The sequence below is a fragment of the Gordonia alkaliphila genome (assembly GCF_039542465.1).
GTDB lineage: Bacteria > Actinomycetota > Actinomycetes > Mycobacteriales > Mycobacteriaceae > Gordonia > Gordonia alkaliphila.
The window spans coordinates 18,503-32,072 of the sequence record NZ_BAABIE010000010.1 but is presented as its reverse complement, the minus strand read 5'-3'; the positions used below and the strand labels follow the sequence as shown (position 1 = coordinate 32,072).

The 13,570-nt window shown below is 71.6% G+C and carries 10 protein-coding genes; 5 read left to right on the top strand and 5 right to left on the bottom strand.

What is annotated here, in order from left to right; all coding sequences use genetic code 11:
• Positions 1 to 2 precede the first annotated feature (2 nt).
• Positions 3 to 1,208, top strand: coding sequence for an acyltransferase family protein (locus ABD989_RS11590; protein WP_246992739.1), 1,206 nt, complete (start codon positions 3 to 5; stop codon positions 1,206 to 1,208).
• Here the strand turns inward: ABD989_RS11590 and ABD989_RS11585 are convergent.
• Genes ABD989_RS11585 through ABD989_RS11575 form a run of 3 tightly spaced genes read right to left on the bottom strand, consistent with a single transcriptional unit; the run spans position 1,162 to position 6,009 of the window.
• Positions 1,162 to 1,563: a hypothetical protein gene (locus ABD989_RS11585; protein WP_246992737.1), complete on the bottom strand. Its 402-nt coding sequence runs from the start codon at positions 1,561 to 1,563 to the stop codon at positions 1,162 to 1,164. The genes ABD989_RS11590 and ABD989_RS11585 overlap by 47 nt on opposite strands.
• Positions 1,560 to 5,879 carry an alpha-(1->3)-arabinofuranosyltransferase gene (locus ABD989_RS11580; protein ID WP_345313596.1) on the bottom strand — a complete coding sequence of 1,440 codons (4,320 nt, stop codon included), beginning with the start codon at positions 5,877 to 5,879 and terminating at the stop codon, positions 1,560 to 1,562. Before ABD989_RS11580 ends, ABD989_RS11585 begins: the two co-directional genes overlap by 4 nt.
• Positions 5,809 to 6,009 (bottom strand): DUF2613 family protein, encoded by a 201-nt coding sequence (locus tag ABD989_RS11575; RefSeq protein ID WP_246992733.1) that lies wholly within the window; start codon positions 6,007 to 6,009, stop codon positions 5,809 to 5,811. The genes ABD989_RS11580 and ABD989_RS11575 overlap by 71 nt, the downstream gene beginning before the upstream one ends.
• A 23-nt stretch (positions 6,010 to 6,032) precedes the next feature.
• Here ABD989_RS11575 and ABD989_RS11570 point away from each other — a divergent pair, with 23 nt between their 5' ends.
• Positions 6,033 to 7,211: a glycoside hydrolase family 3 N-terminal domain-containing protein gene (locus ABD989_RS11570; protein ID WP_345313595.1), complete on the top strand. Its 1,179-nt coding sequence runs from the start codon at positions 6,033 to 6,035 to the stop codon at positions 7,209 to 7,211.
• A gap of 42 nt (positions 7,212 to 7,253) precedes the next feature.
• Positions 7,254 to 7,859, top strand: a complete 606-nt coding sequence (locus tag ABD989_RS11565; protein ID WP_246992729.1) for a TetR/AcrR family transcriptional regulator — start codon at positions 7,254 to 7,256, stop codon at positions 7,857 to 7,859.
• A 192-nt stretch (positions 7,860 to 8,051) separates the two neighbouring features.
• On the opposite strand, the gene ABD989_RS11560 is transcribed toward ABD989_RS11565, so the two are convergent.
• Positions 8,052 to 8,936 carry a MaoC/PaaZ C-terminal domain-containing protein gene (locus tag ABD989_RS11560; protein WP_345313594.1) on the bottom strand — a complete coding sequence of 295 codons (885 nt, stop codon included), beginning with the start codon at positions 8,934 to 8,936 and terminating at the stop codon, positions 8,052 to 8,054.
• Positions 8,936 to 10,297, bottom strand: coding sequence for a 3-oxoacyl-ACP reductase (locus ABD989_RS11555; RefSeq protein WP_345313593.1), 1,362 nt, complete (start codon positions 10,295 to 10,297; stop codon positions 8,936 to 8,938). The genes ABD989_RS11560 and ABD989_RS11555 overlap by 1 nt, the downstream gene beginning before the upstream one ends.
• 107 nt (positions 10,298 to 10,404) lie before the next feature.
• Here ABD989_RS11555 and ABD989_RS11550 point away from each other — a divergent pair, with 107 nt between their 5' ends.
• Together ABD989_RS11550 and ABD989_RS11545 are read left to right on the top strand one after the other, a co-directional pair.
• Complete coding sequence (locus ABD989_RS11550; RefSeq protein WP_246992723.1) at positions 10,405 to 11,712, top strand: acetyl-CoA C-acetyltransferase; 1,308 nt, start codon at positions 10,405 to 10,407, stop codon at positions 11,710 to 11,712.
• A gap of 153 nt (positions 11,713 to 11,865) precedes the next feature.
• On the top strand, positions 11,866 to 13,569 hold the full coding sequence (locus ABD989_RS11545) for a VanW family protein (protein WP_345313592.1): 1,704 nt from the start codon (positions 11,866 to 11,868) through the stop codon (positions 13,567 to 13,569).
• Position 13,570: the final 1 nt, after the last annotated feature.

Sequence of the window (13,570 nt, the reverse complement as noted above, 5' to 3'; positions counted from 1 at the left end):
TCATGACGACCATCGCCGACCCGCCGCAGCGGCGCTTCTTTCCCCAGCTGGAAGGAATGCGCGCGCTGGCGGCGCTGGGGGTGCTCACCACCCACGTGGCCTTTCAGACGCGCGCCATCGAGTGGCCGGTGCTCGGCCCGATCCTCGGGCGGCTCGATCTGGCGGTCGCGCTGTTCTTCGCGCTGTCCGGGTTCCTGCTGTGGCGGCCCTACGCCGCCGCGGCCCGCCACCCGGAGCTGCGCGAGCCGGGACCGGCGCGCTACCTGCGGCACCGCTTCGTGCGGATCTGGCCGGCCTACACCGTGGCCGTGGTCGCGGTCTTCACGCTGCTACCGCAGGCGCGCGGCGCGTCGATCGAGAGCTGGCTGGCCAACCTCACGCTGACCCAGGTCTTCGTGCCGTGGACGCTGGCGCCGGGTCTCACTCAGATGTGGAGCCTGTCCGTGGAAGTGGCGTTCTACCTGCTGCTTCCGGTGATCGGTTATGCGTTGATCGCGCTGCGCGGGCCGCGGGCGCGGCTGCGGATTCCGCTGCTCCTCGCGGTCGGCGTACTCAGTCTCGGGTGGGCGTGGGTGGTCACCGCGCTGCCCCTGCCGCCCGGAGTGGAGGGCAAGAACTGGGTGTTCGGGCACCTGCCGTGGTTCCTGGCCGGACTGATCCTGGCGGAGCTGACCGCGATCGTCGACGCCGAGCCACGTCCGTCGCGATCGGCCCGCCGCGCGCTGGCGGTGTCGGGGAATCGGCCGCTGATGCTGGCGGTGGCCGTCGTCGCCTACGGCCTGGCCTGCACGCCGCTGGCCGGTCCGGTGGGTCTCGGCGACCTCGCCAACGGGCAGTACGTGGGCAAGATCGTGTTCGGCGCGATCGCCGCGTACGCGATCCTGGCGCCGCTGGTGTGCTCGCCCGGGCCGTTCCGCTTCCTCGACTCGGGACCGATGGCCGCCCTGGGCCGGTGGTCGTACGCCATCTTCATCTGGCACCTGGCCGTGCTGACCTGCGTGTTCGGGCTGTTCGGCATCACCGCGTTCGACGGCCACTTCGCGGGGGTCTGGGTGCTGACCGTGGTGCTGACCATCGGGGTGTCGGCGGCCAGTTACGCGTTCATCGAGAATCCGTGTCGTCGTGCGTTGGCCGCGTGGGAACGACGTCGTGCACTGCGCGTCACGGAAACGCGAAGCACAGACCGCCGCTCCCGTATCCCTGCGTGACGCGCACCTTGGTGATCGGCGACTTCTTGCCGTTCTGCACCGCGTAGACGTTGCGCAGACCCTGCCGCTTTGGCCACCAGGTGACCGCGGCGTTGCCGCCGGAGGCCATGGCGCGGCCGATCAGCAGCGGCGGGTAGCCGCGGCCCTTCCAGTCGTAGAAGCTCACCAGGCCGGACGCGTTGACCGGCACCGTCATGCTGTACGAGCAGCCGACGCCGTGATTGACCGAGAAGAAGCCGATGCCCGGGTCCACACGACCCTGCGGTGCGGCGTTCGCCGGTGCGGCGGACAGGGTGGCGGCGACGGCTGCGGCCGCGCATCCGGCGACGACAGCGGTGGTGGCTCGCGAGATCACGTGTTCCCCTCGTGGTGGTTCGGTGCGTCGTATTCTGCCCTGCCGGGCCGTTCTCTGCAGTCGATCAGGGCACCGGCGACGAGGACGGCGAGTGCCGCCAGCGCTGCGGCCTGCGGCGCGGCGTCGTGCCCGGTGTACGGCAGCCCGGAGTGCCACGGCCCGGCCGCCAGGGCGACGACGGCCACCGACATCGCGCCGAACACGGTCCATACGCGTGCACTGCGGGAGAGGCGGGTGGTCACCGCGCCGGCGAGCACGCCGATACCCAGTCCCCACCAGCCGCCGAGCAGCCAGGCCGCTCCGAGGCCCGCGACGGCACCGCCGACGACGCCGACGGTACCGAGATCGGCGGGACCGGCCCGCGGTGTCGACGGGTCGGATTCGGGGCGGCGGCGCGGCCAGAAGGCGGCCACGAACAGCACCGCGACCAGGGCCAAGCCCACGCCCAGTGACCAGCGGTAGGCGCCGTCGAGGTCGAAGGTCAGCACCGCGGTGCCGCCCAGCCCGGCGGGCACCACCCAGCCCTGCTGCCAGCCGTCGACCACCACCGGCGCGAGTTCGACGCCGTCGATCCGCGCGTGCCAGCCCGGATTGGTGCTCTCCGGCACCGACAGGACCCGGTCACGATCGGCCGCCGGAACGGTGAGCGTCCGACGGGTGGCGGTCCACTCGGTCACCGCGGGTTCGACGGTGTCGCTCGCGGTGTCGCCCGCGGTGGGGCTCGGGGCGGCGTCGAGGAGCACGGTGTCGACGGTGAAGGCGCGACCCGGGTTCACCGCCACCTCCACCCGCCCGGCACCCAGGTCCAGCGGCGGCCCGGGGCACGGCGTCGCGCGGACCGGCTGTCCGGTGCGCAGTGCACCCGCGGTGGTCGACACCTGCAGGCGGATCAGTCGGCCGGCGGCGGTCAGGCCCAGGCCGTACGGTCCGGACGGGTCGCTGTCGCACGCGATGTGCACCGGGCGCTGCGGGTCGGCCGCCGCCTGCGGCGGTGCGCCGAGGACCTCCACCTCGCTGATCCCGACGGGGGCGCGCGTGGTGAAGCCGAGGCTGTTGGTGTCGAGGAGGTCCTCGGTGCGCAGCACGGTGATCGTCACCGTGTCGGTGCGGGTGGGCGGCAGCGCGAGCACGCCGTCGGCGCCGACCGTGCGTTCGGAGCCGCCGTCGCCGAGGTCCACGCGCACCCTGGTGGGCCGCGCCGGGTAATCGGCGGGCGCGGTGAGGCGCAGGCCGGTCACCTCGGCGGGGGCGGGCAGGCGCACGGTCAGCGTGGGATACCGGGATGCGCGGTCGGTCGGTTCCGGCGCGATCCAGGTGGTCTGCGGGTCGCCGTCGACGGCGGCGGTGGCGCTGCCCCGCACATCGGTTACCGCCGACGGGCCCTCCGCCGTCATCCGGCCGGGCTCGGCGAGCAACTGGTTCAGGGCGCTGCCCGGCAGCGGCCGCAGCCACACCGTCGGCTCCACCGCGGCGGCCTGCGGCACCGACAGCGTCCGGGTGAACACGCCCGGCTCTTCGGGGTCCAGGCCGAGCGCTCCGGCGCAGCGCACGCGCCCGGCGTCATCGGTGACGCACTGGTCGCGGCCGCCGAGCTCGGCGCCGAGTACCCACTGGCGGACCGGGCCGTCGACCTCGGGAAGCAGCACCTGCCGTCGTACGCTGATCGGCGCGCCGGTTGCGGCATCGGCGAGGGCCACGTCGGCCAGCGCGAACTGGTTGCCGCCCCGGTTCTCGGTGGCGATGGCCCGGATCTGCACGTGCCCGGTGGGTCCGGTCGGCAGCACGACGCGGGTGGGGACGCCGGGCTCCACATCGTGTGCCACCGCGCTGCCGCCGTCGGTGCTCACCAGGATCGACGTCACGTTCGGGCCGATGGCCTGCGCGGTGGTGACGGTGACGGCCAGATTCTCCTTCGGCTCGGCGAAGTCGAGTCGCAGCCACTGCCCGACGGCCGATTCCAGGCCGCGGCTGACCCAGGCGGTGGTCGGGTCTCCGTCGAAGGCGGCCGCGGCCCCGGCGGCGGGCGCGGTCTGGCCGGGCTGGGTGGCGTCGGCGGCCGAGCCGCTGCTGCTCACCCGGACCCGGCCGGGCTCGCCGTCGAGCAGCCACTGCGCGACCACCGGATCCTGCCCGTCCACCGGGTAGTCGGCGACGGCGTTCTTGGTGAGCCGTCGATCGTCCGGGGAGCGCAGCGCGGACGCATGATCGTCGACCCGACCGAAGTCGATCTCGCGCAGCGCGGGGGAGTCGGTGATGATCAGCCCGGGGCCCTCGTCGAGCCCGGCGCGGCGGGCGTCGGCGGCCAGCAGCGACGGTCCGAGCGGCCCCAGTCCGGCGCGAGCGCGGGCGGTGTTGATCGCCAGCAGCGCTTCCGGGCCGCCGACCACCCGCGGCAGATCGGCCAGCGATGTCAGCGACGGTCCGGTGCCGGTGGCGCCGTCGACCCGGTAGATCGTCACCGCGGGCAGTTCCGGGCGCAGACCGTTGTCGACGACGAAGCCGTCGGCGACCGGCGGTGCGACGAGCGGGCCGAACTCGGCGACGGGCGTGAACCCGGGCGACGCGCGCAGCGCCTGCGCCACCAGCAGGGGGCGGGCCGAGCGCGAGGTGGCCGGCTCCAGATCGGCGCGCAGTACCACGAAGCCGACGCCCTGCGCCGCGAGCGTGGGGGCCAGACCCGGGCCGCCGCGGCCGGCCGCGAGCTCGCGCTGGACCGAGTCGAGGGCGCGGATGGCGCCGGGCGGGGTCAGCGGGATCGCGTCCCGGACCGCCCACGGCGTCCGGGCCATGGCTTGCAGCGGTTCGTCGCGGGTGAGACCCCACAGCTGGTCGGCGAACGGTGCGCCCGGCACCACCAGTGCGCGGGTGGGGGCCGCGGTGGACTCCTGCGCCGCGAGCCAGTCGGCGGTCTGCTGCCAGTAGTCGGGGATGGCGCGATAGCTGCCGGGCGGGGCCATGCCGCCGGTCCAGGTGAGCGTGCCGGTGCTGATCGCGGCCACCAGCACCACCAGGGCCGCGGCCAGGCCGCGTTCGCCGCGGACCGACTTGTTCACCGTGCGCCACGACGCCGCGTCGACCGGGACGCGCACCCGGGCCAGCAGATGCGCGACGCCCAGCGTCAGCGGGATGCGGAGGAAGGCGTCGAATTTGTGCAGGTTGCGGAGCGGGGCGCCGGCGCCGTCGAGGAAGTCGCGGTACTGCTCGGCGAGCGGCGAGCCGAGCGCGGCGGGGTAGCCGAGGCACATGATCAGCAGCCCGACCACCAGGAGCGCGATCAGGGTGCGGCGCCGCGGCAGGCGCGCCATCGCCAGCCCGGCCAGGCCGGCGGCGGCCAGCACACCGGTGGCCAGCACCGCGGCCGGTTCGGAGACCAGGACCGCGCCCGCCGCGCGTTCCCCGGAGACGAACGGCGTCCACGAACTGGTGCCGCGCAGCACCTCGGTGAGCGACGACCACTCGGTGGTGGCGCGCGCCGATTCGATGAAGTCGAGGAACGGCGGGGACAGCCGGGAGAGCAGCAGCAGGGGGACCAGCCACCAGAGGCAGGCCAGCGCCAGGCCCAACGCCCACCACGCGCCGAAGGTGAGTCGGCGGCGCAGGTCGGCGCCGCGGGCGAGGATCAGGCTGGCCGCCCACCAGAGCGCGGCCACCCCGACGGCCGCGGCGGTGGCCACCGCGTTCACCGCCCCCATCAGCGCCACGGCGGCCGCCGAGCGCAGCGCCGCCTGCCACAGCGGTCGCGGATCGCCGGCCGCGGCGTCGAGCGCCCGCACCATCGGCACCAGCACCCACGGCGCCAGCATCAGCGGCAGCGTCTCCGACGAGATGGAGCCGAGGGTGGTCAGCACGCGCGGCGACGTCGCGAAGATCGCCCCCGCCAGCAGGCGCGACCCGAACGAGCCGATGCGCAGCGCTTCGGCCAGGCGGACCAGACCCACGAAGCCGACGGTCAGCAGCAGCGCCCACCACAGCCGCTGGGTGACCCAGCCGGGCAGGCCCGCGAGATCGCCGACGGCGAAGAACAAACCGTGCGGGAAGAAGTAGCCGTACGCCTGATTCTGGATCTGGCCCATCGGGGCCTCGGGCGACCACAGGTGCGCGGCGCGCAGCAGGAAGCCGACCGGATCGGCGGTCAGATCGAGCTTGGTGTCCGGCGCGATGCGGCCGGGGGCCTGCCAGAAGGAGAAGAGAAGTGCGGCGACGGTGACGAGGGCGATGTCCCGGCGGGTCAGCCGGCGACCGCACTCACTGGGTGTCGTCGGCTCCGCCGCGCGTGCCGTACTGGACCGAGCCCTGCAGGAAGCCGTCGTTCGCATTGAAACTGTTCAGATCGGTGGAGGGGGAGTTCTCGGCCGCGAGCGTGCCGCTGAGAAAGACCGCGCCCACACCGACGATCGCGCCGGCGGCGGCAGCCACGGCTCCGTAAATCAGTCGGTCTCGCACCATGGGCTCCAAGTTACCATTCGGTCATGCGGAAAGTCTTTCGTCCGATCGCCCTGGTGACCGGCCTCGCTCTGCTGGCCGGATGTGGATCCACGGACGGCACCGCGGAGATCGCTGCCTCGTCGGCCGGCTCCTCGGCGGCGTCGATGGCCGTGTCGTCGTCGTCCGCGGCGGCGCCCGCACCCGCGCGGTGCGGCAGTGCGGAGCTGGCCGAACTCACGCTCCGGCAGAAGCTGGCGCAGCGCCTCGTCGTGGGCGTCACCGGCGCCGCCGACGCCAAGGCCGTGGTCGACGCGGAGCAGATCGGCGGCATCTTCGTCGGCAGCTGGACCGACATGTCGATCCTGACCGACGGCGCGGCGGCGAAACTGTCGAAGGCGCAGGACGTTCCGCTGATGGTCACCGTCGATCAGGAGGGTGGCCGGGTCTCGCGGCTCAAGTCGGTCGGCGTCGATCTGCCGTCGGCGCGGTCGGTGCGCGCGAGCGGTGCGACGCCCGCGCAGGTGCGCGCCCAGTCGAAGGCGGCCGGGCAGAAGATGGCGAAGCTCGGCATCACCGTCGACTTCGCGCCCGTGCTCGACGTCTCCGACGAAGACGACGACGACGTCATCGGCGACCGGTCGTACTCGAACGACCCGGCAGTGGTGACCGAGTACGCGGGCGCCTTCGCGCAGGGGCTTGCCGACGCCGGGATCATGCCGGTCTACAAGCACTTCCCCGGACACGGCAGCGGTTCGGGCGATTCGCACGTCGGCGCCGTCCGGACGCCGCCGCTCGCGCAGATGCAGAACACCGATCTCGCCCCGTATCGCACGCTGCTGCGCGATCCGGGGACCGCCGGGGTGATGGTGGGCCACTTGATCGTGCCGGGTCTCACGGCGTCGGACACGCCGGCCAGCATCAGTCCCCGCGCGATCGGCATGCTCCGGACCGGCAAGGGCTACGACGGTCCGGCGTTCGACGGCGTGATCTTCTCCGACGATCTGTCCGGGATGAAGGCGATCACCGACAAGTACTCGATCGACCAAGCGGTGCTGCGGGCCTTCCAGGCGGGCTCGGACATCGGGCTGTGGCTCACCACCGCCCAGGTGCCGAAGGTGCTCAACACGTTGGAGCAGGCCGTCGCCGACGGAAAGCTGAACCGGAGTCGGATCGACGACTCGGTGGTGCGGATTCTGCGGGCCAAGGGAGTGCTGAGGTGCTGAGGCGCCTGCACGCGGAACTTACTCGATGGTAATTTGAGGCTCATGGCCGGAACCAAGCGATTGCCTCGCGCTGTGCGAGAGCAGCAGATGCTCGACGCGGCGATCGCCGAGTTCGCCGAGAGCGGCTACTCCGACACGTCGATGGACGCGATCGCCGCGCGGGCGCAGATCTCCAAGCCCATGCTGTACCTCTACTACGGCTCCAAGGACGAACTGTTCTCCGCGTGCATCACGCGCGAGTCCGGACGCTTCATCGACGTGATGAGCGCCGGATTCGATCCGACCCTGCGCCAGCGGGACCAGGCGCGCATCCTGGTGCGCGAGTTCCTGCGGTACGTGCACGAGAACGCGCAGTCGTGGCGGGTGATCTACCGGGTCGCCAGCGGCAGCGCCGGCTTCTCCGACGTCGTCACCAAGGCGCGCGCGGAGATCACCGAGATGATCACCGCGCTGATCCGCCAGGGCACCACCGTCGAGGGGGCGTCGGACACCGACTTCGAGCTCACCGCGGTCGCGCTGGTGGGTGCGGCCGAGGCGGTGGCCGACCGGGTCTCCGAGGGCGACGTCTCCATCGACGCGGCCACCGATCTGCTGCTGGGCATCACCTGGCGCGGCCTGAAGGGCGTCGGCACCGAGCCTCCGGCGTAACGGCGGCAGTTCCCCCCGTTGGCGGCAGTCCGCACCGCAGGCGGCTGCCCCGGCTGCCTCCTCTGGTGGCGGCTGCCGCCTTTGGTGCCGAGTGTCGCCTATGCGGGCGGGGCGGGTGCCGCGGCAGACGAGAACGGACCCGACATCCAGGCGCTCGTGGGCGCCCGGACGTCGGGTCCGTGTGGTCGTGCTCTACGCCGACGGGGTGAGGGTGCCCGTGAGGTGCGGGTAGCCCTTGCGTCGGTTGAGGATCGACACCGTGTAGCCGTCGTCGGACTTCGCGGTGTACAGGTTCACCTTGGCCGGCAGCAGGATCGGCTTGCCGAACCGCACCTGGTAGACCACCGCGTCGGGGAGCTGCGCCTCGACGTTGGCGATCGCGGCGGCCGCACTCCACATGCCGTGGGCAATGGCCTTGGGGAACCCGAACAGCTTGGCCGACAGGTCGGCCATGTGGATCGGATTGCGGTCACCGGAGGCGGCCGCGTACTTGCGGATCAGCGACAGATCCACCGCGACCACGCGATCCGGCGGCGGCGGAGTGGTGTCCTTGGGCGCCGGGCCCCGCGGGGTGTCCGAGAGGCTGGTGCGCTGCTGCTTGAGGAACGTGCCGGTCTGCACCGCCACCAGTTCGCGGCCCACGAAGAACTTCGAGATCACGTCGATGAGCAGACCCTTGCGATGCTCGCGCAGGTTCTCCGCGTGCGTCTCGATGGTCAACGGCTCGTCGACGCCGATCTGGCGCAGGCGCTCGATCCGGTTCTCCGCGTGCACGGAGCCAACCGCCGCGAAGGGGAAACCGCCCGCAACCATCAGCTCCATGGCCAGCGGGAACTGCAGCACGAACAGGTAGGTCAGCGGCAGGGGCGCGCCGCACTGGGTGCCGGTGGTGTGGCAGTAGTCCAGCAGTCGGTCGCGGTCCACCCGCAGGTTCTCCACGCGCAGGACGGTCTCCGGCACGGAGGCGTCGGGGGCGACGCGGCTGGGCTTGCCGAAGACGGGCAGCATGGCGCCGACCGCCTTCGGGTACTGCGTCGCCGCCGTCGGCATCGCAGACAGAGTGACGGTTCTACTCATCACGCACCCAGCAGGCTCTGGCCGCAGACGCGCACGACGTTGCCGGTGACCTCGTTGCTCGCCGGGTTCGCGAAGTAGGCGACGGTCTCGGCCACGTCGACGGTCTGACCGCCCTGCTGCATGGCGTTCATGCGACGCCCCACCTCGCGGGTGGCCAGCGGGATGGCCGCGGTCATCGCGGTCTCGATGAAGCCCGGGGCGACGGCGTTGATGGTGATGCCGCTCTTGGCCAGGACCGGGGCGTAGGCGTTGACCACGCCGATGATGCCGGCCTTGGAAGCGCCGTAGTTGGTCTGGCCGCGGTTGCCCGCGATACCGGCGATCGACGAGACGTCGATCACGGCGCCGCCCGAACGCAGGGCCTTGCGGGCCACCAGCTCGTTGACCAGGGTCTGCGGTGCGATGAGGTTGACGCCGATCACCGAGTTCCAGCGGCCCTCGTCCATGTTGGCGAGCAGCTTGTCGCGGGTGATGCCGGCGTTGTTGACGATGATGTCCAGGCCGTCGTGGCGGGTCAGGACGTGCTCGGCGATCTTGGCGCCCGCATCCTCGGCGGTCACGTCGAGGGGCAGCGCGGTGCCGCCGACCCTGTTCGCGGTCTCGCTGAGCGCTTCACCGGCGGCCGGGATGTCGGCGGCGATCACGTGGGCGCCGTCGCGGGCCAGGACCTCGGCGATGGTGGCGCCGATGCCGCGGGCGGCACCGGTGACCAGGGCGACCTTGCCGGCCAGCGGCTTGTCCCAGTCGGCCACCTCGGCGGCGGTGCCGGCGCCGACGCGGATCACCTGGGCGTCGACGTAGGCCGACTTGCCCGACAGCAGGAAGCGCAGGGTGGACTCCAGCGCGCCGGCGCCGGCCTTGGCCTTCGGGTGGACGTAGACCAGCTGGGCGGTGGCGCCGTCGCGCAGTTCCTTGGCGACCGAGCGGGTGAAGCCCTCCAGCGCGCGCTGGGCGACCTGCTCGTCGGGCGACGCGGCGAGCTCCGGGGTGGTGCCCAGCACGACGACGCGCGCGGAGTTGCCGAGCGAGCGCATGACCGGGGTGAAGAACTCGAAGAGCTGCTGCAGCGACGCGGCGTCGGCGATACCGGTCGCGTCGAAGACGGCGGCACCGAGCTTGTCGGCGCTGCGGCCGGACGTGTTGTTCACCACGATGTCGTAGTCGTCGCCGGCGCTCAGCAGTTCCCGCACCGGCTCCACCAGACGTCCGACGCCGCCGAGCAGCACCGGGCCGCCGAGCGGCGGCTGCGAGGGAGAGTAACGGCGCAGCTTAGGCGGCTGCGGGAGGCCCACCTTGCTGGCCAGGAAGGCGCCCGGCCCCGAGTTCACGAACGACGAATAGAGATCGGTGCTGCCTGCCATAACAGTGCTCCTTCTGCGTATATGGGTGAGGTGCCGGGGTCGACAACGAACTTACTCAATAGTAAGAATACAGGTAACCGCAGAATCGTAGAGTTCAGGAGACGCCAGTGGCCTCGTACACCCCTCGCAAGCCGGAGACCAAGCAGAACCGCCCGGTCGCCATCCTCGGCGGCAACCGCATCCCGTTCGCGCGGCAGGATCGTGCCTACGCCAAGGCTAGCAACCAGGAGATGTTCACCGCTGCTCTCCAGGGCCTGATCAGCCGGTTCAATCTGCAGGGCGAGCAGCTCGGCATGGTGGCCGGCGGCGCCGTGCTCAAGCACTCGCGCGATTTCAACCTGGTGCGCGAGTGCGTGCTCGGCACCTCGCTCTCGCCGTACACCCCGGCCTTCGACATCCAGCAGGCCTGCGGCACCGGCCTGCAGGCCATCAACGCGGTAGCCGACGGCATCGCGCGCGGCCGCTACGAGGTGGGCATCGGCGGCGGTACCGACACCACCTCGGATGCTCCGATCGGCGTCTCGGAGGAGATGCGTCGCCAGATGCTCGAGGTGAATCGGGCCCGCACCACCCCGGACCGTCTCAAGGCGGCGCTGTCGCTGGTCACCAAGCTCGGCATCGAGATCCCGCAGAACGGCGAGCCGCGCACCGGCCTGTCCATGGGCGAGCACGCCGCGATCACCGCCAAGGAGTTCGGCATCGCGCGCGCCGACCAGGATGCGCTCGCCGCCGCCAGCCACCAGAACATGGCCAAGGCGTACGACGAAGGCTTCTTCGACGACCTCATCACTCCGTTCCTGGGCCTGACCCGCGATGAGAACCTCCGCGCCGACAGCTCGGTGGAGAAGCTCGCCAAGCTCAAGCCGGTCTTCGGGGTCTCGCTCGGCGACGCGACGATGACCGCGGGCAACTCCACCCCGCTGACCGACGGCGCCTCCGCGGTGCTGCTCGCCAGCGACGAGTGGGCCGAGCGCAAGAGCCTGCCGGTGCAGGCCTACCTGGTCGACACCGAGACCGCCGCCGTCGACTACGTCAACGGCCCCGACGGCCTCCTGATGGCGCCGACCTACGCGGTCCCGCGTCTGCTCGAGCGCAACGGACTCACCCTGCAGGACTTCGATTTCTACGAGATCCACGAGGCCTTCGCCTCGGTGGTCCTGTCGACCCTGAGCGCGTGGGAGTCCGACGAGTACTGCACCGAGCGTCTGGGCCTGGACAAGGCGCTGGGGGCCATCGACCGCAGCAAGCTGAACGTGCGCGGCTCGTCGCTCGCGGCCGGCCACCCGTTCGCGGCGACCGGCGGACGCATCGTCGCGCAGGCCGCGAAGATGATCGCCGAGAACGGCGGCGGGCGTGCGCTGGTGTCCATCTGCGCGGCAGGCGGCCAGGGCGTTACCGCCATCATCGAGGGCTGACCTGCGGCGATAAAGATTCTCAAAATCTTTCTCGCGCGCGTGTAACGCTCCGCCGACCCGCGGCTATATACGTGGTAGCTCCGGCCGTACTGCCTGACCCCCGACCCGGCAGTACGGCCGGAGTCTTATTTTTTGCCTAAGATCGACGCTGTTGTGACTTCTTCTCCTGATAGGCGCTACCGGCGCCGCGATACTTCGACGCGCTCCTGGTGGCTGCGCGGCCTGCTGGCCGCAGTCCTCCTGGTGGCCGTCGTCTTCGCCGTCGACGTGGCCCGATCGTGGGACCGGACTGCGCGCGGAGCGCAGATCGCCGAGTTCGCGGTGGGGGACCTGTCCCCGGATCAGGCTCGTACCGTCCTCGAGAAGCTGTCGGTGTCGGCGGCCGCGCCGATCGTCGTCCACACCGATTCCGGGCAGGCCACCGTCGATCCGGCCGCGCTGGGCCTGAGTTTCGACGCCGCCGCGACGCTGGAACGGCTGCTGGAGCAACCGCGCAATCCGTGGGATCGCTTCCTGGCCATGCTCGGCGTCTCCCACCAGGTGGCGCCCGTGGTGCACATCGACGAGACGGCCTTCAACGAGGAGCTCGACGCTCAGCGCGAGGTCCTCGAACGCGCCGCCGTGGAGGGCGGGGTGCACTTCGACGGCACCACGCCGGTCGCGGACCTGCCGTCGGCGGGCCTGCGGATCGATCGCGACGCGGCGCAGGAGACGCTCAAGCGCGAGTGGCTCAGCGGCGAGCGGATCTCGCTGGCCATGGAGCAGTTCGATCCGACGGTGTCGGCCGAGACGGTGCAGGCCACCCTCGACGGCCCGGCCCGCGAGGTCACGGCGTCGTCGATCAAGCTGCGCGGCGAGGGCGAGACGATCACGGTCTCACCCGTCCAACTCGGTGCGCTGGTGACCTTCGTTCCCGACGGCAAGGGCGGGCTCGTCCCGTCGATCGCGCAACGTCGCCTCCAGGGCACCCTCGGATCGTCGCTCAAGGCGACCGAGTCCGCGCCGGTCAGCGCGTCGTTCCGCATCTCCGGCGGCACCCCGCGCGTGGTGCCCGCCCGCAACGGCGCCAAGGTCGACGCACCGGCCACCGCCGCCGCGCTCGCCGCCGCCACGGTCGGCTCCGACCGCACCGCCGAGGTGGCCTACAAGACGCTGCGCCCCAAGATCTCCACTGCGAAAGCCCGGGGCCTCGGCGTCCGCGAGGTGGTCGCCGAGTTCACCACCGGCGGCTTCAGCGGCGCGTCCGGCGAGAACATCCGTCTCGTGGCGCAAGAAGTGGACGGCGCCGTGGTGCTGCCCGGCGAGACCTTCTCGCTGAACGGCCACACCGGCCCGCGCGGTACCGCGCAGGGCTACGTGACCTCCACGATCATCGACAACGGGCACGCGTCGAAGGCGGTCGGCGGCGGTATCTCGCAGTTCGCCACCACGCTGTACAACGCCGCCTATTTCGCGGGGCTGGAAGACGTGACGCACACCGAGCACGCCTACTACATCTCGCGCTACCCCGAGGCGCGGGAGGCGACGGTCTTCGAGGGCCTGATCGACCTGCAGTTCAAGAACAACACCAAGAACGGCATCGTGATCGAGACGGCGTGGTCGTCGTCGTCGATCACCGTGCGACTGTGGGGGACCAAGCAGTTCGAGGTGGAGTCGTTCACCGGGGAACGCACCAACCCGACCAGTCCGGAGAGCCTGGTGCTGCCGGCCGGCGACAACTGCCTGCCCAGCGGCGGTTCACCCGGTTTCACCACGTCCAACACGCGCGTGGTGCGCGATGCCCGCTCCGGTGCCGAGGTGTCCCGCCACACGCGGACCGTCAAATATGATCCGGAGCCTATCGTCCGCTGCGGTTGAG